22 protein-coding genes are annotated in these 20570 nt (G+C 64.7%); 16 read left to right on the top strand and 6 right to left on the bottom strand.

Features of this window, described 5'->3' with window-relative positions:
• Nucleotides 1-89 precede the first annotated feature (89 nt).
• A complete protein-coding gene (locus ACFC4D_RS26065) occupies nucleotides 90-665 on the top strand; it encodes a CGNR zinc finger domain-containing protein (RefSeq protein ID WP_376067293.1) in 576 nt (191 codons plus the stop codon).
• A gap of 54 nt (nucleotides 666-719) precedes the next feature.
• Here the strand turns inward: ACFC4D_RS26065 and ACFC4D_RS26070 are convergent, their stop codons facing one another.
• The 5 genes from ACFC4D_RS26070 to ACFC4D_RS26090 are packed head-to-tail and all read right to left on the bottom strand — an operon-like array spanning nucleotide 720 to nucleotide 3933.
• Nucleotides 720-1604 (bottom strand): LLM class flavin-dependent oxidoreductase, encoded by an 885-nt coding sequence (locus ACFC4D_RS26070; protein ID WP_376067296.1) that lies wholly within the window; start codon nucleotides 1602-1604, stop codon nucleotides 720-722.
• Between the two features lie 24 nt (nucleotides 1605-1628).
• Nucleotides 1629-2057 carry a hypothetical protein gene (locus ACFC4D_RS26075; RefSeq protein WP_376067298.1) on the bottom strand — a complete coding sequence of 143 codons (429 nt, stop codon included), beginning with the start codon at nucleotides 2055-2057 and terminating at the stop codon, nucleotides 1629-1631.
• A 47-nt stretch (nucleotides 2058-2104) separates the two neighbouring features.
• Nucleotides 2105-2578, bottom strand: coding sequence for an SRPBCC domain-containing protein (locus ACFC4D_RS26080; RefSeq protein WP_376067300.1), 474 nt, complete (start codon nucleotides 2576-2578; stop codon nucleotides 2105-2107).
• The gene (locus ACFC4D_RS26085; RefSeq protein ID WP_376067302.1) at nucleotides 2563-3150 is read right to left on the bottom strand and encodes an SRPBCC family protein; all 588 of its coding nucleotides are present in this window, start codon (nucleotides 3148-3150) and stop codon (nucleotides 2563-2565) included. Before ACFC4D_RS26085 ends, ACFC4D_RS26080 begins: the two co-directional genes overlap by 16 nt.
• A 45-nt stretch (nucleotides 3151-3195) precedes the next feature.
• The gene (locus tag ACFC4D_RS26090; RefSeq protein WP_376067304.1) at nucleotides 3196-3933 is read right to left on the bottom strand and encodes an oxygenase MpaB family protein; all 738 of its coding nucleotides are present in this window, start codon (nucleotides 3931-3933) and stop codon (nucleotides 3196-3198) included.
• A gap of 270 nt (nucleotides 3934-4203) precedes the next feature.
• Between ACFC4D_RS26090 and ACFC4D_RS26095 the strand changes: the two genes are divergently transcribed.
• The 13 genes from ACFC4D_RS26095 to ACFC4D_RS26155 all read left to right on the top strand — a co-directional run bounded on the left by ACFC4D_RS26095 (nucleotide 4204) and on the right by ACFC4D_RS26155 (nucleotide 16733).
• Nucleotides 4204-4428 (top strand): hypothetical protein, encoded by a 225-nt coding sequence (locus ACFC4D_RS26095; RefSeq protein WP_364648245.1) that lies wholly within the window; start codon nucleotides 4204-4206, stop codon nucleotides 4426-4428.
• Complete coding sequence (locus ACFC4D_RS26100) at nucleotides 4429-4617, top strand: hypothetical protein (protein ID WP_376067307.1); 189 nt, start codon at nucleotides 4429-4431, stop codon at nucleotides 4615-4617.
• Between the two features lie 273 nt (nucleotides 4618-4890).
• The gene (locus ACFC4D_RS26105) at nucleotides 4891-5709 is read left to right on the top strand and encodes an MlaE family ABC transporter permease (RefSeq protein ID WP_375960720.1); all 819 of its coding nucleotides are present in this window, start codon (nucleotides 4891-4893) and stop codon (nucleotides 5707-5709) included.
• A 1-nt stretch (nucleotide 5710) separates the two neighbouring features.
• Complete coding sequence (locus ACFC4D_RS26110; protein ID WP_376067308.1) at nucleotides 5711-6574, top strand: ABC transporter permease; 864 nt, start codon at nucleotides 5711-5713, stop codon at nucleotides 6572-6574.
• A 10-nt stretch (nucleotides 6575-6584) separates the two neighbouring features.
• The gene (locus ACFC4D_RS26115; RefSeq protein ID WP_376067309.1) at nucleotides 6585-7982 is read left to right on the top strand and encodes an MlaD family protein; all 1398 of its coding nucleotides are present in this window, start codon (nucleotides 6585-6587) and stop codon (nucleotides 7980-7982) included.
• Nucleotides 7979-9001 carry an MCE family protein gene (locus tag ACFC4D_RS26120; protein WP_375957736.1) on the top strand — a complete coding sequence of 341 codons (1023 nt, stop codon included), beginning with the start codon at nucleotides 7979-7981 and terminating at the stop codon, nucleotides 8999-9001. The genes ACFC4D_RS26115 and ACFC4D_RS26120 overlap by 4 nt, the downstream gene beginning before the upstream one ends.
• The gene (locus ACFC4D_RS26125) at nucleotides 8998-10017 is read left to right on the top strand and encodes an MCE family protein (RefSeq protein WP_376067312.1); all 1020 of its coding nucleotides are present in this window, start codon (nucleotides 8998-9000) and stop codon (nucleotides 10015-10017) included. The genes ACFC4D_RS26120 and ACFC4D_RS26125 overlap by 4 nt, the downstream gene beginning before the upstream one ends.
• On the top strand, nucleotides 10017-11123 hold the full coding sequence (locus ACFC4D_RS26130) for an MCE family protein (protein WP_376067314.1): 1107 nt from the start codon (nucleotides 10017-10019) through the stop codon (nucleotides 11121-11123). The genes ACFC4D_RS26125 and ACFC4D_RS26130 overlap by 1 nt, the downstream gene beginning before the upstream one ends.
• On the top strand, nucleotides 11120-12250 hold the full coding sequence (locus ACFC4D_RS26135) for an MCE family protein (protein ID WP_376067316.1): 1131 nt from the start codon (nucleotides 11120-11122) through the stop codon (nucleotides 12248-12250). Before ACFC4D_RS26130 ends, ACFC4D_RS26135 begins: the two co-directional genes overlap by 4 nt.
• Nucleotides 12247-13425, top strand: coding sequence for an MCE family protein (locus tag ACFC4D_RS26140; RefSeq protein ID WP_376067318.1), 1179 nt, complete (start codon nucleotides 12247-12249; stop codon nucleotides 13423-13425). The genes ACFC4D_RS26135 and ACFC4D_RS26140 overlap by 4 nt, the downstream gene beginning before the upstream one ends.
• 10 nt (nucleotides 13426-13435) lie before the next feature.
• Nucleotides 13436-14128 carry a hypothetical protein gene (locus tag ACFC4D_RS26145; protein WP_376067320.1) on the top strand — a complete coding sequence of 231 codons (693 nt, stop codon included), beginning with the start codon at nucleotides 13436-13438 and terminating at the stop codon, nucleotides 14126-14128.
• A 14-nt stretch (nucleotides 14129-14142) separates the two neighbouring features.
• Entirely contained in the window at nucleotides 14143-15366 is a 1224-nt protein-coding gene (locus tag ACFC4D_RS26150) for a TetR/AcrR family transcriptional regulator (protein WP_376067322.1), read from the top strand.
• A gap of 131 nt (nucleotides 15367-15497) precedes the next feature.
• Complete coding sequence (locus tag ACFC4D_RS26155; protein ID WP_376067325.1) at nucleotides 15498-16733, top strand: TetR/AcrR family transcriptional regulator; 1236 nt, start codon at nucleotides 15498-15500, stop codon at nucleotides 16731-16733.
• A gap of 36 nt (nucleotides 16734-16769) precedes the next feature.
• Here the strand turns inward: ACFC4D_RS26155 and ACFC4D_RS26160 are convergent, their stop codons facing one another.
• Nucleotides 16770-17732 carry a LysR family transcriptional regulator gene (locus ACFC4D_RS26160; protein ID WP_376067328.1) on the bottom strand — a complete coding sequence of 321 codons (963 nt, stop codon included), beginning with the start codon at nucleotides 17730-17732 and terminating at the stop codon, nucleotides 16770-16772.
• Nucleotides 17733-17938: 206 nt separating this feature from the next.
• On the opposite strand from ACFC4D_RS26160, the gene ACFC4D_RS26165 reads away from it, so the two are divergent.
• Both ACFC4D_RS26165 and ACFC4D_RS26170 read left to right on the top strand, forming a co-directional pair.
• Nucleotides 17939-18622, top strand: coding sequence for a succinate dehydrogenase cytochrome b subunit (locus tag ACFC4D_RS26165; protein ID WP_376067827.1), 684 nt, complete (start codon nucleotides 17939-17941; stop codon nucleotides 18620-18622).
• A gap of 2 nt (nucleotides 18623-18624) precedes the next feature.
• Nucleotides 18625-20559: a fumarate reductase/succinate dehydrogenase flavoprotein subunit gene (locus ACFC4D_RS26170; RefSeq protein ID WP_376067331.1), complete on the top strand. Its 1935-nt coding sequence runs from the start codon at nucleotides 18625-18627 to the stop codon at nucleotides 20557-20559.
• Nucleotides 20560-20570 lie beyond the last annotated feature (11 nt).

The following is a 20570-nucleotide window of genomic DNA, read 5'->3' on the forward strand; positions in this document are numbered from 1 at the left end:
GTCGTGTGACCGGCCAATGCTCACTCCGAACCGGCTAAGACGGTTCTAACATGTCGTCTCGCCGGTCCGCAACCAGCTAAGGTGGTTCCATGCGTGCTGGGTTTCCCGAATTTCGCCTGGGTAGCGTGCTTGCGACCAGCTTCACAGGGACGCTGTCAGAGCGTCACGGCATCGCCATGGAACGCATTCCGACACCGCAGCGACTCATCGACTGGTTGGCGGTGTACGGCCTCGCCGTGGACTCCTGCACTCCGGCCCAGCTCGACCTCGCCCGCGAGTTGAGGGAAGCGATTCATACCGTCGCGACGGCGGCCGCGAGCGATGAGCCGCTTCCCGCGGCCGCCGTCCAGGTCATCAATGACCGCACCATCGCGGGCCGAGCCGCGGCTACCCTGACGCCCCAAGGCAATCGGCAATGGAGACTCAACCCCGATAGCGGCGTAGCGGATGCCCTCGGCGTGATCGCCGCCGACGCGATCAGCGTCATCGCGGGCGAGCGCGACGGAAAACTCGCCCTGTGCGCGTCACCGACCTGCCGAGCCGCTTTCTTCGATACCAGCCAGAGTCGCACCCGCAGATGGTGCGACATGAACACCTGCGGAAACCGCCAGAAGAAGGCGCGTTTCAACGCCGCTCAGCGCAAGAGCTCACAGTCCGCGAAGTAATCGCTGCCAGTAGGAGCTCTACGGAATCCGACGGTGCCACCGCTGCAAAGGAGTTCAGAGAAGGGCCCGGGTGGCGGGGGTGACGTCGCCGATCCAGCGGCGGAGTTGGGTGTCCTCGGCGGATTCGGGCCAGTAGACGAAGGTGTCGAAGCCGGTGTCGGTAGCCAGGTCCGCCAAGATGCGGGCCCAGCCCGCGGCGTCGGTGCGGATGGGGGCCTCACCGCGCAGGGTGACCGGACCGGGAGTATCGGTGATCGTTCCGACCAGTTGGGCCATGCGGGTGATGTCGGCGGGGTTGCGGCCGGCATCGGTTGCCGCGGACGAGATGATGTCCTGTGTGGCTCGCCATTTCTCGTAGGGCAGGTAGTGCGGGATGGGGGCGGCCCAGCCGTCGGCGATGCGGCCGGTGAGGGCATTGGCCTTGGGACCGACGCTGCCGAACCAGATTCCGACAGGGTGGGCGGGGGCGGGGCCGGATTGGACGCCGTGCACACGGTAGAGGGTGCCGTCCACTTTCGCCTTGGCACCCGGCTGCCACATGGCGCGGATGATCTCCGTCGCTTCCTCGAGGGCTTGCAGCGCTTCGGGATTGGAGCGAGTTGGGCCGCCCATGGCGCTGATCGCGGGCCAGAACGCACCCGCGCCCAGGGCGAGTTCGAAGCGGCCGCCGCTGAGCAGATCCAGGGTCGCGGCCTGCTTGCCTAGCATCGCGGGGCCGCGCAACGGCAGGCTTGCCACGTCCGGAAAGACCCGCAGCCGTTCGGTTTCCGCGAGTATCGTCGCGATCACCGCGAAGGTGTCGGCCAGTCCACCGGAGTACGGGTGGTCCTGGATGCCGAGCAGATCGAGGCCTTCCCGGTCAGCCACCTTGGCCATCGCGCGCAGTTGCGGCAGCTCGGTCGCGGTGGGCGCCAACTGAATACCGAATCGTAGGTTCACTCGGCGATCATGCCAGCCGGTCCCTCAACTGACCGAGCCGAGCACGGACTTCCCCTCGCGTGCCGCGGCTACGAAGAACGGGCCGAGATCCAGAAACCGAGTCCAGCCTTCGGTCGTCAGTCCCGCGGTCACCTCCCGCACGTCGGCGGGGTTCAAGACGAACAGATGATCATCGGCATCGAGCGCGCTGTCCGGATCGAAGCCGGTGGCCTTGGCCAGATAGCGGTACGCCACTACCCAATCGGCGAGGCCCTCCTCCACCTCCGCACGGCCTTCGGCGATGTGAATGAGACTGTCCAGGTCCTCGTCATGGCGGTCCGCGTCCGGGCGAAATCCGTCGATATCCTCGTCGGAATCGGCGTCCTCGACCAGTGATTGCAGCACATCAGGGCTCTCGAGCGCCCGTCCCAGCACACTCGGATCCACCTTGACCAACGTCAACCACATCGACACGCGCCCATGATCGCAGAGGCCGACCGAGGGTTCGCCATGGCCCGCGATCACGCTTCGTACGAACGACTTTCGCCGCACTGAACGCGCTCGGGCCCCACCAGCGCGGCCAATTGTTCGAGCGTGCGCACCAACTCCAACTGTCCGTGCCGTTCGAGCGTGCGCGAGAGTGCCGTCGTGATGTACGGGCTGGTGAAGACCCCGCCGATCGTCAACCGGGTGCCCGTGTCGCACGGCTGCAGCCAGTAGGTGAATTCGCTCCGGAACCCCGAACTTCCACTGCCCTGCAACACGATTCGATGTGGGGCGTCGAGCACCTCGACCGTCCACTCGAATTCATTGTCCATACCGAGAATGACGACCTTCGATCGCAGGGTGGACCCTTCACTCAGTCGCGCGGGCGGTTCGTGAACGAATTCGCGATGGATGCTGAACCAGTGATCCCAGCTCGCGGGCTCGATGATGGTGTCGAACAACGCCTGAGGGGTGGCGGGCACCACCCTGGTCACTACGAGGGATCCCATGGTGCGGGCCTGCTCCTTTGCCGGTATTGGTCATGGTCTGGACCGGGGTGCGCGGGCAGGCGACCGAGTTCGTCGGCCGCGGTGCGCAGCACAATGTGGAACCCGGTGGCGATCACCAAACCCATTGCGGCGGTCAGTGGCCCGGAGCCCAGCGGGCTGGCGACCTCGAATCGCGTATGCCACCGCACGCGAGTGCCCGCGGGCGTCTGGTCGAAAGCCAGATAGCCGTCCTCATGCCGCAGACGCGGGCGCGATCGAATGATCCGGTAGCGCAGCAGTGTCGGCCTGCGGTATTCGATGATCCGTTCGGTGAGCGTGAGCAGCCGGGTCCGCACCTCACGTACGGCTCCGGCTCCGGCTCCGGCCGAATGCACATCCCCGGGCCGAATCAGGTTGACCCGCCGCACAATCAAGACCACCGAATAGTTGGTGATATCGGTAAGCCAGTCGAACACCTCACCGATCGGCGCGGTGATCGTGCGCTCCAATTCCACGGTGAACATGGCGTTCACGCCGTCGATGCGCGCGGTCGCACCGCACTCATCGTCAATATCCAGGTGGCTCCTGTCCACTCGTTCATTCGACACTCCTTCGGGTCTTGTCGATCTCGGGCGTCTTCACGGTCTGGCTTGCGGAACCCGGCGGATCCAGGGCGGCGAGACGGCGAAGCCGACGCGGGTCACCCCGGCCAGAGTGCGCAGTGCGAGCCGGTCGGCGGACGCGGGTTCGATACCGAGCAACTCCTTCGCCCGGTCGTGTTGCATGGCGCGTACCGCCGCTCGCGGAAGTGATCGGACGATCCAGGTATCCGGGTGCAGTGCTTGTTCGGCAAGGGCGGCCCCCGCGGTTCCCAAGTGCAGTTCCGAGGCGCAGGCGGTGTCGAAGTAGTCGGTGAACTCGCCCCAGGTGGCCGGGAGTCGGCGATCGCTGATGCCGTGCGAGCGGTACCAGTCGCAGCATTCCGAATACAGTTGTGCGCGTGCGTCTTCGGAGAGCCGGGGACCGAATGTCGCGCTCGCGGTCATCAGTGCGTCGACGTAGGTCGCGTACTGGAACAGGAAGATCTCGGGGCGCAGCGCGTGATAGCGGTCGCCGTACTCGTCGTATCCGGTGACGTGCTCGTGTGCGTTGCGGATCACCGAGCGCATATCCCGGTCCTCGCACGCCATGTAGATCATCTGGGTGATCGCGCGTTTCTTGTGCGACCACAGGCGATTCGGTGCGTGTTCCTGTAGCGCCGCGGCGATGGCAGGATGCAGAATCTGCAGGCCGACCGCTCGGGGCAGCAGCAGTAGGAAGCATCGATCGCCCAGCGGCCGACGCAGTAGGTCACCGGCACGCCATTGTCCGCTCACATCCGCCCCTCCCAGTTGCTTCGATGTGAATGGAACATAACTTAGAGCCGTCGCAACCCGACGTCAACCGGCGGTGCGCCTGGCGGGCTTGCTGGTAAAACTTCCCGCATGTTGTCTCGAAAGGTTCTTCCATCGGCGTGAATTGTGAGTAACATACGCTGCGCCAGCTCTTCGCAATGCCGCGTTGAGCGTGTGGGAGGCAACGACGCAGCCGGCCGAGAGGACCAGCGCGCACGTGCCGACGGGCAGGTATGCGAAAGGATTATCCGGATGCTCAAGCGGCTGGATCGGCTACTCAGTTATGAGATGAAGGTGTCGGAGTTTCTCGGCACGCTCATCATTCTCGGAATCCCCTACGGGCTGGTGGGTCTCATCTGGACCCTCACGCACACTTCACATCTCAAGCAGATGCACGGAATCGACGTGATCGTCTCATTCCTGGGTTCGATCGTGTGCTGGCCGGTGCTCACCTTCTCGAATGTGTGCATGACGTAGATGATGATTCTGGTCTGGCTCATCGACATCCTGGTGATCGGCGTCAAGATCCTCGGTGGGCGCATGAAAGTCAATCCCGTACTCCGCTTCGGCCTCTGGCTCGCGGTGCTGAGCACCGTCGCCGCAGGCGTCGCGGTTCTCGGCTTCGGCCTGGTAATGCTCGAGCGGCAACTGTCGGGCACGGCCTGATCCTCCGATTTCATCGGACGAATGAACAATTACTTGTGCTGACCTGCTCCCGTTGTCAGACGCGGTAGCAGTCAGGCAACACGACGAGAATGCTCAGTTACATAATTCTTGTCCCACACCACTGTGGTGTGCAACACTTCACACGCTCCGCCCCAGCGCTGGGGAATCGATCCCATATTCCGGCGGCGGTGAGCGGCTAGAAAGGATCGGCGACCCGTGACTGCCACTTCGGAAAGAGCGCCGGCGCGCGAGCGCGCTCCGGAACCGGGCGAACTGGAGAAATTCAGTGCCAGCGCCACCGAGCTGTGGCGCCGCCACCCCCAGCAGTCGCTGGAGACCCTCGGCCGGCAGGTGAGCCTGGGCCGAGATGCGTTGGCGCAGTTGCTCATATCGATTTTCCGGCGGCGCTTCCCGTATCGCGAATTCATCAAGCAGTGCTCGTTCATGACGAGCGTTTCGGCGATTCCGACCGTGCTGGTCGCGGTGCCGATCGCGGTCGTGGTCTCAATTCAATTGGGCGCGTTGGTGAATCAGGTCGGTGCGACCACGTTCATCGGTGCGGTGGCCGGGCTGGGCATCATTCGCCAGGGTGCGCCGTTGGTCACCTCGCTCATGATGGCCGGTGCGGTCGGCTCGGCCATTGCCGCCGATCTGGGTTCGCGCACCATTCGCGAGGAGATCGACGCCATGATGGTCATGGGCGTGGACCCGGTGCGACGGCTGGTCGCGCCCCGCTTGGCCGCGGCGGTGCTGGTGAGCATGCTGCTGTGCGGGTTCATCGTGTTCGTGGGTTTCGCCACCGCGTACCTGTTCAACGTCTACGCCCAATCCGGTACGCCGGGTTCGTTCATCGCCTCGTTCGCATCCTTCGCCGTCGCCAACGATCTGGTGATCGCGCTGGTCAAAGCGGCCGTCTTCGGTTTGCTCACCTCGGTGATCGCCTGCGATATCGGCCTGCACGCCAAGGGCGGTCCGGGCGGCGTGGCCAATGCGGTCAACTCGGCGGTGGTCACCGCGGCGCTGATGACGTTCGCCACCAACGTGATTCTCACCCAGCTGTACAACACCCTCTTCCCGACGAAGGTGATCTGAGGTGGGCAGCAGCTACACTCCCCCGGCGCTCAGACCGGTCCGCGTGCTGGGCAACGCCGTCACCGCGCCGGTGCAGGCCAATCAGCGGCTGGGCCATCAGGCGTACACGTTCTTTCAGGCGTTCATCGCGGTTCCGTTCGTGCTCAAGCACTATCGCAAGGAAGTGCTGCGCCTGACCGCCGATGTCGGCTGGGGCAACGGTTCGCTCGTGGTCGGCGGCGGCACCATCGGCGTGGTGATCATGCTGTGCGGATTCGCCGGTGTCACAGTCGGTATGGAGTCCTTCACCGCGTTGAATCTGCTTACCATGAGCCCGCTGACCGGTGCGATCTCCGGCTTCGCCACCACCCGCGAACTCGCGCCGGTCATCGCGACGCTGGCGGTCGCCATTCAGGCCGGATGCCGGTTCACCGCGCAACTCGGCGCCATGCGGATCTCCGAGGAGATCGACGCGCTGGAATCCATTGCCATCCGGCCACTTCCGTACCTGGTGACCACCCGGATGATCGCGGCGACGCTGACCATCATCCCGCTCTACAGCGTCGGCCTCGCAGTGGCGTATCTGGCCACCAAGCTGTCGGTGCTGTTTCTGGGCGGCACCACCGCGGGCACCTACGACCACTACTTCTTTCAATTCCTGCTCGGCCCGGACGTGTTCTGGTCGCTGTTCAAAGTCGTTGTCTTCGTGCTGATTTCGACCTTCATCCAGTGCTACTACGGCTACACCGCGACCGGCGGCCCCGAAGGCGTCGGGGTCGCGGCCGGGCGCGCGATCAAGATGGTCATCGTTGTCATGGTGTCGGTGAATCTGCTGCTGACACTTGCGATCTGGGGCATCGACCCCGGATTCCGGATCTCGGGGTAGGTGATTCGATATGCTGCTCGACCCCAGCGGTCGCGGTCCCACCGCCCGCCAACTCTCCCTCTACGGCCTGATCCTGCTCACCGCCATCGCGGTACTGCTCTACCTGCTCGCGCTGCGCTACAACGGCCGGTTCGAGGACAAGGTGCCCGTGGTGGCGACCTTGACCAGCACCGGCGACGGCCTGCCCACCAATGCCGACGTCAAGTTCCGAGGCATGGTCGTGGGCCGGGTCGACACCGTCGACATCGTGTCCAAAGGTGCGAGCCAGCGCGCCTCGCTGTGGCTCAAACCCGGTATCGCCCAGACGATTCCGGCGACGGTGACCGCACGCGTGATCCCGAACAATATCTTCGGCGTCACCGCCATCGAGCTGGTCGACACCACACCCACCACGCAGACCCTGCGTGCGGGCGCGACGATCGCCGAGGACACCAGCGCGGCCACCGTGCAGCTCCAGAGCACCCTGAATGTGCTGCGCACGGTGCTGTCCAATATCCAGCCCGAGAAACTGGGCCGGGTGCTCGCCACCCTGGCCGCGGCCCTGGATCCCAGCGCCCGCGTGCCCGGATCCACCATCGAGCGGCTCGACAATTGGATGACCCAGGTGCGCGGTCTCCCCGAAATGGGCGATCTGCTGGGCAATCTCGGTCGCGCCGCCACCGCGGTGAGCCAGTCCGCACCGCAATTGGTGCAAGTGCTCTCGCAAACGGTGACGACCGCCAAAACCCTCACCGAACAGCGCGCGTCGCTGGTCGCCCTGCTGACCAACGGTGGCACCGCCATCGATTCGGTGAACGAATTGTTCGCGGCCAGCCCGGATTCGGGCAAGGTCCTGGTATCGGGACTGAACGAGCTGTTCGGCAGCCTCGCCCAGGATCCGCAGGCCATCCCGTACGCGATCTCCAACCTCAATACCGCGCTGCAACGGCTACAGCCGACCTTCAGCTTCGGCCCGCACAAGCAGATGGTGTGGACGATGGATGTGAGCCTGACCCCGTTCCAGCAGTACGTGGCCAAGGACTGCCCGCACTACGGGAACCTGTACGGCCCGCGCTGCGGAACCCCGACCGTCGCGGATTCCGCTCCGGCACAGGACTATCCGTCCCAGCTGCTGCCCCAGCATCTCAACTCGGCCGGACCCGCACCGCAACCTCAGACGCCGGGACAGATCAGTGTTCCTGGGCTGCCGCCGCTCCAGATTCCCGGCCTGCCACAGATTCCGGGTCTCACCGCACCGGCGTCGACGACCCCATCCGGTGACGGCACCGTCGCTCCGGCCGCACTGCGCGGCAAGGACGCGGTGGCAGCGGTGGTGGGCGGCGAACCGAATATGGCGCAGGTGCTGCTGCTCGGACCGGTGCTGGCCGGTGGGCACGTCGCGTACGCGAAAGGTGGTGACCAGCAGTGAAATCGGGTAGGGCAACGATCGGGTTCAGCCTGTTCGCGATTATCGCGGTGGTGCTGACCTACACCATCTGGTCGACGCTACAGCGCTCGGTCGCCGGTGGCACACACAGTTATTCGGCCGTGTTCTCCGATGTCCTGGGTCTGCGGATCGGTGATGACATCCGCATGGCCGGGGTGCGCGTGGGCCGGGTGGACAAGATCGATTTCACCGACGATTACCGGGCCCGCGTCGACTTCCGCATCGAGGACGATCAGCACCCCACCGATACGACGAAAGCCCTTGTGCGCTATCAGAATCTCATCGGACAGCGCTATGTCGCGCTGATCGCGGGCAAGGACCCCGGATCGCCGATGCGCCCCGGTGACGCCATCCCCATCGAGCGCACCGAACCGTCCTTCGACGTCTCGGCCATGCTCTCGGGCTTCGAACCGCTGTTCAGCGTGCTGCAACCGGATCAGGTGAATTCGCTGTCGGACACCCTGATTCAGGCGCTACAGGGCAACACCGTCTCGATGAGCGCGCTGATCACCCAGGCCGCGCAGCTGGCGGGCACTTTCGGCCAGCGCGATCAGATCCTCGGCGATGTGCTGACCAACCTGAGCAGCGTGATCTCCGGATTGGCCAATCGCAGCAGCGAACTCGAAACGCTGATCACCCAGGCGCGCAGCCTGATGCAGGGCCTGTACGCCCAGGGTGAGGCGCTCAAGAGTTCGGTCGATCAGGTCGCCACCGCGACCGACTCGCTCGTCTCGCTCATCGGCGCTGTCAAACCCGGTTTGGCGCGCGCGCAGAACGACGCCTCCGCAGGCGTGGCACTGCTGCTGCTCAATGGCGCGTCGCTGGACAAGGCGGCGGTCGAGCTCCCGGCGATGCTGAACCGGGTGTCCACCTTCACCAGTTACGGCGCGTACGCCAATGCGTACATCTGCCGCCTGGATGTCTCGCTGTGGGGCGTGCTCCTGCCCCCGGGCCTGTTCTCCCAGGTCGGCGGCCCCGCCCAGTCGGAGGTGTGCCGATGATTACCACCGCACGTGAACTGCTCTTCGGTGCGTGGCGCAATCGCTATCTGCGCGTGGGCGTACTGGCCTCGCTGACCGTGGTGCTGCTGCTGGTCGGCTCGACCGCGATCAAACAGGCGCGGCTGGGCGATAAGACCATCGAGGCCGAGTTCGCCCAGGCCGCCGGTCTCAAATCCGGTGCGACGGTGGATATCTCAGGAATCGATGTCGGGCAGGTGAGTTCGGTCCACCTGGACAACGGCAAGGTCCTGGTGGAGATGAAGGTGCGCAACGATCTGCGCCTTGGCGCGGATGCCACGGCCGGTATCAAACTCTCCACCATCCTGGGCCGACTGCATGTCGAGTTGACACCCGGGGATGGAAAAGGGCTGCCGGGCAACCGCATTCACCTCGATCGCACCACCGTGCCGTACAACCTCGGCAAGGTGGTCCAGGATCCGCAGTACAAGAACCAGTTCGAGCGTATCGAGGGCATCGACCCGGCCAAACTGCGCCAGGCCCTGGACACGGTGAATCAGCAGATGGGTGACTCCCCGCAGCTGGCCGTGCAGGCGCTGGACAGTATCGGCGCGCTGGCCAAGGTGATCAACGATCGCCGCGATGCGGTGGACAGCCTGCTCAAGGGTATGGACAAGGTCTCCCAGCTGGCCTCGGACAATCAGAACAGCGTGCTGTTGCTGCTCACCCAGGGCCAGGCCATCGGCACCGCGGTACAGCAGCGCCAGGATCTGCTGCGCAAACTGCTCGACAATGTGGCCTCGCTGTCCAAGACCTTGCAGGACATGGGCCTCGAGAACAACAACCAGATCGGCCCGCTGATCCAGGACCTGAACACCATGTCCCAGGGTCTGCAGAAGAACAAGGACAATCTCGACCGGCTCTACGAGATCATGCCGGTCGCACTGCGGCAGTTCAACAATGCGCTCGGCAATGGCCCCTACGGCGAGGTGTACGCGCCGTGGCTGTTCCCGGACAACTGGTTGTGCTTCGCCCAGGCCATTCAGGGGTGTAGGTGATGAAGAGCCGAGTAATCGCCAAGCTGGCCGCGCTGTGCTGCGCGGCGACCGTGGCGGCCGGATGTGGGCTGCTGCCGGACAGTTTGACCGCGATTCCCAATGAGTATCTGGGCAAGCGCATGCGCATCAGCGCCGACTTCGAAAGCGTCGCGGGCTTGTACGCGGGCAATGAGGTCGCGGTGCTGGGTGTTCCGATCGGCAGCGTCGAATCTGTCACCCCGCGTGGCAGTTACGTCGAGGTCGTGATGAATGTCGACTCGACGGTCAAGATTCCCGCCGATGCCTTTGCCGCACTGGTGAATCCGCAGCTGATCACCAATCGGCATGTGGAGCTCACCCCCGCCTACACCGGCGACGGACCTGTCATGGCGGCCGATGCGCATATTCCCTTGCCGCGCACCAGGGTTCCGGTCGAGCTCGATCGGATTCTGGAGAACTTCGACAAGCTCGGCGCCGCGCTCAAGGGCGATAACGAGACCGGGCCGATGGCCAGCCGGGTGCTGTTCCCGCTGCTGGATGGCAATGGCGACAGATTGCGCGAGACATTGGACGCGCTGTCGTCGGCGTTCGAGGTGACCCTGGCCAATAAGGACCAGATCGCCAACACCATCGTCAAGCTCAACGACATCACCCAGATCATCGCGTCCAACGATGACACGGTCCGCAGTTTCAGCGGGACGCTCACCCAGCTGGTGGACCTGCTCGGGCAGCAGGCTCCCGGGTTGCAATCGGTGCTCACCCAGCTCAATGACTTCCTGAACAACACCGCTGCCCTGGTCGGGGACAACAAGGATCAACTATCGGGCGCGCTGACCCGATTCGTCGATATCGCCGGGCAGATGCGAGCCAATGCCCGCTCACTGACCGAGATCGTCGATGTCGGCCCGCTCATGTTCCAGAACCTATCCAATGCCACCAGCCGCGAACATCAGGCGCTGCGCCTGCACGGCCTGCTCGACAAGATCGTGCTCGACAGTGAGGCGCTCTCCACGTTCTGCGAGCGCATTCAGATGCGCATGGACGGCTGCCGCACCGGCAAGATCGCCGACTTCGGCCCCGACTTCGGGCTCACCGCCGCCCTGCTGGGCATCACGGAGATGAAATGAGCAGACGAACCAGATCCCTTGCGGCGGCGGCCATTACCGCCGCCACGCTGGCCGGGAGCACCGGCTGTGCGGTCACGGTGCAGAACATGCCGATGCCCAAACCCGGAATCGGCGCGCCCGGCTACACCATTCACGCGGCGTTCCGCGATGCGCTCAATCTGCCCGATCACGCGCACGTGAAGATCGGCGGCAGCGATATCGGCGTCGTCACCAAAATCAAGACGACCAATTTCATCGCCGATGTGGAAATGCTTATCCGCCAGGACATTCAGCTGCCCAAGGGCACCACGGTCGAACTGCGCCAAGCCACTCCGCTCGGTGATGTGTTCGTCGCGATGACGCTGCCGTCCGCGCAGGACGCCGGGCCGCTGCTGCATTCGGGCGACACCATCGGCACCGACTCCACGGCCACGGGCGCGTCGGTGGAACAGCTGATGATGTCGGTGTCGATGCTGATCAACGGCGGCGGCATCAACCAGGCCGCCAAGATCACCACCGAGTTGAACTCCATGTTCGCCGGGCGCGGACCGCAATTGGCGCATCTGCTCACCGAGATGACCGCGACCATCGAGGCGTTGAACAAGCGCACGGGGGATATCGACAATGTGCTGACCGGGCTGAATACGCTCGGCGGTGAACTCGCCAGCCGCAAGGCCGAACTCGGCCAGGCCGCCGACACCTTCCCCGGCCTGATCGGACTGTTCACCGAGAACAACCAGCGCATCGTGGACCTGCTGACCAAGGTCTCGACCACCATGGCCGCACTGCACGATTTCAGCGATACCACCGGCGGGGATTTCGTCAGTCTGTTCAACAGCATTCAGCAGTTGATGTCCGGATTCGCGCAATCGACCGATCTGACCGCGACGCTGGACGGGCTGCATCAGCTGTATCCCTCGTTCATGGCCAGCTTCAAGGGCCCGACACTGGCAATCGCGGCGACCGTGTCGTATCTGAGCATCGGCGCGCTCACCGATCCCAGTGGCAGCCGACTGCCCGAACTCAGTGACGTACCGGCGTTCATCGGAAGTTTCGTCCAGGTGTTGGAGAAGGTGTTCGGTCGTTTGACGAGTCCACCGCAGCCGGTACCCGCGCCCGCCCCGGCCACCGAGGACGGTGGGCGATGAATACTCCCCTGTGGCAATGGGTGGTGCGCAGCCGGATAGCTATCGCCAATGTCGGACTGATCGTGGTGCTGGTGCTGGGCTGCGGGTATATCGGCTCGAATGTGCTGCGGTTCAATCCGATTCCGCACACCTACAAGGTGACGGTGCTGCTGTCCACTTCGGGCGGGCTGCTCTCGGGCAATGACGTCACCTTCCGCGGACTGCGGGTGGGCCGGGTCGATGAGATCAAGGTGGCGGGCGACGGTGTGGCCGCGGTCGCCGAGATCGACGACTCGGCGCACATCCCCTCGGACGGTGTCGTCGCGGTCGGCCGACTGTCCGCCGCCGGTGAGCAGTATCTGGACTTCCGCCCCGACTCCGATTCCGGCCCTTACCTTTCCAATGGCGCGGTGGTGGATCGCACCCGCACCAAGACACCGGTGCAGATTCAGTCGGTACTGGCCAACCTCAGCGATTTCATCGGCGGCATGAACGCCGACCGGTTGAATGTGATCGTCGACGAACTCGACAAGGCGCTCGCCGGTGGACCGGATCGGTTGCGCAATATGGTTTCCGGGATCAGCCGGGCCATGTCCGGGCTCAATGATCTGCTCCCGCAGACCAAACAGCTGCTGGAGAATCTCAGCGTCATCGGGGCGACGACCTCGCACGCACAACCCGACCTGGGCACCATCACCGCCGCGGGCACCGCGCTGTTCCAGCAGCTGACCGCGGCCGATGCCGAGGTCCGGCATCTACTGCAAACCGGACCGGATCAGCTGGCCACCATCGGCGGATTCGTCTCCGAGACAAAGGATCCCATCACCAACCTGGTCACCAACTTCGTGGCCATCACCAAGGCCGCGAAACTGCGGGCCCCCGCGATCGCGGCATTGTTCCCGGCCATCCGCGCGGGTTCGGAAGCCCTGGGCATTCCGGCACACGACGGCAGCTATCACACGCTGGTGGATCCGTGGCCGCGTCCGTGGTGCGAGTACGACACCATCCCGGTGGTGCCGACCAATGCCCAAACCGACACGCGTACAAGGCTTTACAACTACTGCCTTACCAACAATCCAGCGTTGCAGGTACGCGGCTCGGCCAATGCCCCGCGTCCCGATGTCGCCGACAACGGCGCGAGCGCGCCACCCGGTGTGACCGGTAACGAACTGTCCCAACCCGTCACTGGTCGATAGGAGAAAACTTATGAGCGGCAAGGAAACCGAGGACGACAGGCCCGACGAGGTCGTTGCGCAGGCACCCGCGGAATCGGCCACATCGGAGGAGAGCGCGGTCGTGTCGGTCGCCAAGCCCTCCGATCCGGAGGAGTCCGCGAAAGAGCCGGTGGGCGAGAAGAAGTCGCGCCTGCGCGCACTGTCCCTGCCTGCGGTGGGTCCCCGGGGACGCATCGCGCTACGGGCCGCCGCGGTGGTGGCGCTGGCGGCGTCCATCGGGTCGAGTGTGTTCTTCTTCCAGCGCAGCCAGCACGACAGCGATCTGCTCGCCGCCCAGGCCGATGCCCGCGCGGCGGCGTGCAAATACGCTCCGGTGCTGGTCACCTATGACGCCAAGAACCTGGATGCGTACTTCAACGCGGTGCTCGCCGGTGCCACCGGCGAGTGGAAGACCCAATTCGACAACACCAGCAAGGATCTGCGCGATGTGCTCACGCAGGGCCAGGTGGTCGCCAAGGCCAATGAGGTGCAGTGCGCCATCCGCACCGGCGATCAGAATTCCGCCGAGGCCATCGTGGTGATCGGGCAGACCATCACCAGCCTGGGCACCCAGGGCAAGCCCGCGCCGGGGCAGCTGTCGATGGTGATGCGTCTCGAGCATTCGGGTGATCGCTGGCTGGTCAACAAGCTGAACTCGCCGCTGGTTCAGCCGCCGCAGTCGTGATGTGAAGCCGGGCAATGACTTCCGAGGAGGTGCGGGTGCATCGTCACCGCCCCAAGGATCGGCGTGCCCAGATCGCGGCGACCTCGGCCGCCGCGTTCGCCGAGCTCGGCTACCACCAGGTGAGCATCACCGATATCGGTGCGCGCCTGGGCATTACGTCCGCGGCGCTGTACCGGCACTACCCGAGCAAGTACGCGATCTTCGCCGCGGAATTGTTCCGCTTGGCCGAGGTGACGGTGGCGGCGGTGACCCTGCCGCCGCAGGCGCAGCAGTGGACACCCCAGCAGCGGCTCGGGCACGCGCTCGAGGCCATTGTCGCCGGAACCATTGCCAATCGGCCGACGGTGGCGTTGGCGCGCAGGGAAGCTCGCTACCTGGACCCTCCCGATCGCGCCACCCTCGACGACCGGTTCGCCACGGCGACGGCGATGCTGTCGGAACTGGTCGCGGGTGTGCGGCCGGAACTGTCGGCGCGCGAGTGCGGGGTGCGCGTCATCGCAATGTTCAGCGCGGTCAGCAGCATCGGCGACCATCGGGTAGGGCTGTCGGCGAAATCGATTTCCGCACTGCTGGATTCGCTGTGCTGGGCGATAGTCGAGACGGATCTACCCGAGCCGGAATCGATCTCGGATCGCCCGGGCACCGAGGTCGCGTCCCCGCTCAAGCATGAGCTCATGCTGCGGCAGGCGATTCACCTGTTCTATGAGCGCGGCTACGCCAACGTGAGCGTGGAAGACATTGTGCTGGCGGCGGATCTGCAATCGGCGTCGGCGCTGTATCGCTATTTTCGCAGTAAGGGCGATCTGCTCACCACCGCGTTCCACCGCGTCACCGATCGGATGGTGGCGATCATCGGCCCGACCATCGCCGAATCCTCCTGTCCCGCGGAGGCATTGTCGAAGATCGTCACCTACTACGCCTCGGAGGCGCTCACCGAACGCGAACTCGCCTACGTGTACTACGCCGAGGCCGGACACCTGCCGGTCGACGAACGCACCCCGGTGCGCACGGTGCGCCGTCTGATCGTGGACCAGTGGGCGGCGCTGCTGATTGCCGCGCGAGATGAACTCTCCCCGGCCGAAGCGCACATCCTGGTGCACGCCGCATTGGGATTGGTGGTCGACTTCGGGCGCGTCTACGGCGACGATGAGAAGCTGTGCCCGCAGCGCTGGGTCATCTGGCTCATGCAGATCGCGCTGTTCTGGGAGTCACCCGCGCGATGGCATAAGTTACCCTGACTTCCGAATCGGCGTTGACGAATATCGTTCGTCAAGTGCCATTTGCTACACATATGTGAGTTTTCATTCAAATCGAGTCTGTTCCCGATAGAACGCCGAACAGCGCTGTTCGCTGCCGTAACATCGCGTCCATGTCAGCCGGTGCCAACCGAAAAGATCATGGGGCCGCGGCCGCCTCCGGACAGCCGCGCCCGGTGCGCCGCCGGCCCAAGAACCGGCGCGCGATGATCGCCGCCACCTCCGCCGAGGCGTTCAGCACGCTCGGCTATCACGGGGTGAGCATGGAGGAGATCGCCTCCCAGCTCGATATCAGTTCCACGGCGCTGTACCGGCACTACCCGAGTAAATACGCGCTCTTCCGTGAGGAGATGCTGCGCCTGAGCTCGGTATGCCTGCAGGCCGTCGCGCTGCCCTCCGGTGATTCGGATCTGCCGCCCGATGATCGGGTGCGCGTGATGATCGATTCGCTCATCGCGGCCTCGATTGCCCATCGGCGCAGCGCGGCACTGCTGCGCTGGCAGGGGCGCTATCTCACCGCAGAGGACCGCCGCGAACTCGGTGCGGAACTGGCTGCCGCCGATCGGGGTATGCGGGCGCTGCTGGCCGAACTCCGCCCGGAACTGAGCGAGGACTCCAATGCCGTTCTCTCGCAGTCGCTTTACAGCATCATCACCAGCATCGGCGATCATCATGTGACGCTTCCGGTGAAAGCCCTGAACCGCCGACTACACGCGGCGTGCGTGGCTGTGTCACACGGCGATCTACCCGGACCCGTACCGATGCCCGAGCCCGAACTGGCGCCGGATCCGGGCACGCTTTTCACTCCGGATCTATTGCTGCGCAAGTCAATCGAGCTGTTCCACGAACGCGGTTACCCGAATGTGAGCGTCGAGGATATCGCCGAGGCGTCGGGCCTGCCCGCCCCGTCGGCGGTGTACCGGTACTACCGCAGCAAGGGCGATATCCTGACCGCTGCCTTCCGCCGCGCGGCCAAACTCGTTTCGGACGCGGTCGGACCCGCCGTCGCGGCTTCCACCTCCCCCGAACAGGCCCTGACCACGCTGATCGAGCAGTACGTGGCGGGCTCGTTCAAGGAACGGGAGCTGACCTTCGTCTATTACGCGGAGATCGGCAATGTCGAACCCACCGAGCGCACGCTACTGCGAAATGTGCAGCGGCTCAACGTGGAAGAGTGGGCTCGGCTGCTGGTCGCCGCGCGTCCCGAGCTCACCGCCGCCGAGGCACGGCTGCTCGTGCACTCCGCGCTGGCACTCGTGGTCGACCTGGGCCGCCGGTTCGGATCGGCGCATCCGGCGTGCGCGCAGGTGCACGTCGCCTATCTCATGCGCACGGTCCTGTTCGGCTAGCGCTCGCCTCGCACGGGCCGATTCCCTTCGCGCACTTCATAATCGACCGGCCGAGAGCAGCGATTCGACGCCGGTCGGCAGGGTGCCCTCGGCTGCCGCGTCGATAAGGAAGCCTTCCAGCGTCGCGCGGAACGCGGTCGCGGCGTGCGTGGGGACGACATCCTTGCGATGTGCGAGCGCGACCGTTCGGTGCAGGCTCTGCCCACCTGTGTTGTCGTGCAACGACAATGGAGTCCCGCGCAGACCGGGCCGACCCGCCAGCACGGTACTGGGCACTACCGCCACCCCGAGACCCACCTCAACAAACCGCAGGACCGCGTCCATCTCCCCGCCCTCGACCGCGAAACGCGGTTCGAATCCGGCTTGGCGGCACGCGGCGATGGTGGCCTCACGCAGGTCGTAGCCCTGGCGGAACATCACCAGCGGCCGGTCTTTCAGGTCCGTTATTCGCATGCGAGACCGAGCGGGCAGCGAATCATCGCCCGCCTGCGAGGCCACCACCAGGTTGTCCCGCAGGATCGGGCTGGTGACCAGCGGAGTGTCCTCAGCCAGCGGCAGGATCACCAAGGCGAGATCGAGGTCGCCCTTGGTCAGATCCCGTACCAGGTCGCGAGATCCGCTCTCCTCCACGATGAGTCGAATACCGGGATAGGCGTCGTGGAAGCGGCGCAGAATATCGGCCAGCAGTCCCGAGCAGAGTGACGGCGTGGCTCCCAGCCGGACCCGGCCGCGCCGCAGTCCCGCGAGCTCCTGCACCTCGAGCCGAGCGGTATCCACATCGGCCAGAATGCGATTCGCCAACGGCAACAGCGCCTCACCGGCCGGGGTCAGCGTGATATTGCCTCTGGCACGGCTGAACAGCGGTGCGCCCAGCTCGAGTTCGAGCACCCGGATCTGCTTGGACAGCGACGGCTGCGCGACGCCCAGCACCTCGGCCGCCCGGGTGAAATGCCTGGTCTGCGCCACCGCCAGGAAATACGACAATTGCTGCAACTGCACACTCGATAGCCTAGGACTACCGACTTCGGGTTTTCGATTCCGAGAGATAAGGATCATGCGGCGCGTGTGAAAGCCCTCACGCCAATTTCCGCTACAGCGCGTAGTAATTGGCGTCGCAGCTTGGTTCATAGACTGCGGCCATGGAGATCAGAGCATCGCGGACTTGGACCGCCTGAACTGCCCGGACGTACTTTTCGCTGGTGGCTATGGCAATACCGGCGCTCTACCGCTCGACGGTGGGCAAGAAGGCCGTAATGGCGGTGACGGGCGGCATTCTCGTGCTGTTCCTGATCGCCCACATGGCGGGGAATCTCAAAGTCTTTCTGGGGGCATCGGATTTCAATCATTACGCGGAATGGCTGCGCACGGTCGGCGAGCCACTGCTGCCGCACCGGTGGCTGCTCTCGGCCATGGAGGTCATGCTCGCCGCGAGCGTGATCCTGCATATGTGGTCGGCGGTCAGCCTCGCATGGACCGCGCGGCAGGCGCGGCCGGTCAAGTACGCGGCCAAGAAGAAGTCCCATGCCAGCGGATACGCGGTGCACACCATGCGGTACGGCGGAGTCATCATCGTGCTGTTCCTGATCTGGCATCTGCTGGATCTGACCGCGGGCGCGGTGAATCCCGAAGGTGCTGATGCGACACCGTTCGCCAAGGTCGTCGCGGATTTCGAGCCGTCTCGGTGGTACATCACGACGTTCTATGTCTCGGCGGTGATCCTGGTCGGCCTGCATCTTCGGCACGGAATCCGCAGTGCGTTCCAGACATTGGGGCTGGCGAGCAGTCGCAGCTACGCCGCATACGACCGGTTGGCCACGACGCTCTCGCTACTGCTGGTCGCGGGGTTTCTGGCGGTTCCGATCGCCGTCACGTTCGGATGGGTGAGGTAATCATGAGCGAGTTCTACGACATCGGCGCGGCGATCACCGACGACGCCGTCCCGGGCGGTCCGATCGAGAATCGTTGGACCACACGTAAATTCGAGGCAAAGCTGGTCAATCCCGCGAACAAGCGGAAGAAGACGGTGATCATCATCGGCACCGGTCTCGCCGGTGGTTCGGCCGGCGCCACGCTCGGCGAACAAGGCTACCGCGTCATTCAGTTCTGCTTCCAGGACTCCCCGCGGCGCGCGCATTCCATTGCGGCGCAAGGCGGTATCAACGCGGCGAAGAACTATCGCAATGACGGCGACAGCGTGCACCGCCTGTTCTACGACACGGTCAAGGGCGGGGATTACCGGTCCCGGGAATCGAATGTGCACCGGCTCGCGGAGATCTCCACGCAGATCATCGATCAGTGTGTGGCACAGGGGGTTCCGTTCGCGCGAGAGTACGGCGGGCTGCTGGACAACCGATCCTTCGGCGGCACACAGGTTTCGCGCACGTTCTACGCGCGCGGGCAGACCGGACAGCAGTTACTGCTGGGCGCGTATCAGGCGCTGCTGCGCCAGGTCGAGCTCGGCACGGTGGAATTGCATGCGCGGCACGAGATGCTGGATCTGATCATGGCCGACGGGGTGGCGCGCGGGGTGGTGGTGCGGGATCTGATCAGCGGAGAGATCAAGTCCTACACCGCCGATGCGGTCGTGCTGGCCTCGGGCGGCTACAGCAATGTGTATTTCCTGTCGACCAATGCGATGGGCTCGAATGTGACCGCGAGCTGGCGGGCGCATAAGCACGGGGCGTATTTCGCGAATCCCTGCTTCACCCAGATCCATCCGACCTGCATTCCGGTCTCAGGCGATCATCAATCCAAGCTGACCCTGATGTCGGAGTCGCTGCGCAACGACGGCCGGGTGTGGGTACCGGTGCGAGCCGGGGATCAGCGCACACCCGGTGATATCCCCGAGGCTGAGCGTGATTACTACCTGGAGCGGATCTATCCGGCGTTCGGCAATTTGGTGCCACGCGATATCGCCTCGCGGGCGGCGAAGAACGTCTGTGATGAGGGGCGCGGGGTCGGGCCGGGCGGACTCGGGGTCTACCTCGACTTCGCCGATGCGATCGAGCGGCTCGGGCTGGAGGCGGTAAAAGCCAAGTACGGCAACCTCTTCACGATGTACGAGCGGATCACGGGTGAGAATCCGTACGAGATGCCGATGCGGATCTACCCGGCGGTGCATTACACGATGGGCGGGCTCTGGGTCGATTACGACCTGCGCTCGAATATCCCGGGACTATTCGTGATCGGTGAGGCCAACTTCTCCGATCACGGGGCGAATCGGCTCGGCGCGTCCGCGCTCATGCAGGGGCTGGCCGACGGGTATTTCGTGCTGCCGACCGCGATCGGGGACTATCTCGCGCGCGGACCCGTCGGGGAAGTCGACGAGGCGGCAATCAGCAAGGCCGAGAACAGGGTTCGAACAATGGTCGACACGCTGCTGTCGATCAAGGGTGATCGCACGGTGGACTCCTTTCACCGCGAGCTCGGGCACATCATGTGGGAGCACTGCGGTATGGAGCGGACCGAGGAGGGTCTGCGCAAGGCGCTCGGGCTCATTCCCGCGCTGCGGGCGGAGTTCTGGCAGCGGGTCAATGTCCCGGGTTCGGGCGATGACCTCAACCAATCGCTCGAACGCGCCGGTCGAGTCGCCGACTTCCTGGAGCTGGCCGAACTCATGGTGATCGACGCGCTGCATCGCACCGAATCCGCGGGCGGGCACTTCCGCGCCGAATCCCAGACCGAGGACGGTGAGGCGCGCCGTGACGACGAGCGATTCTCCTATGTCGCCGCCTGGGAATGGGGCGGCGACAACGCGCCGCCGACCCTGCACCGCGAGGCACTCGAGTTCGACTACGTGCACCCGACCACTCGCTCCTACAAGTAGACAGGACCAGC

The organism is Nocardia sp. NPDC056000 (assembly GCF_042269265.1).
Lineage (GTDB): Bacteria > Actinomycetota > Actinomycetes > Mycobacteriales > Mycobacteriaceae > Nocardia.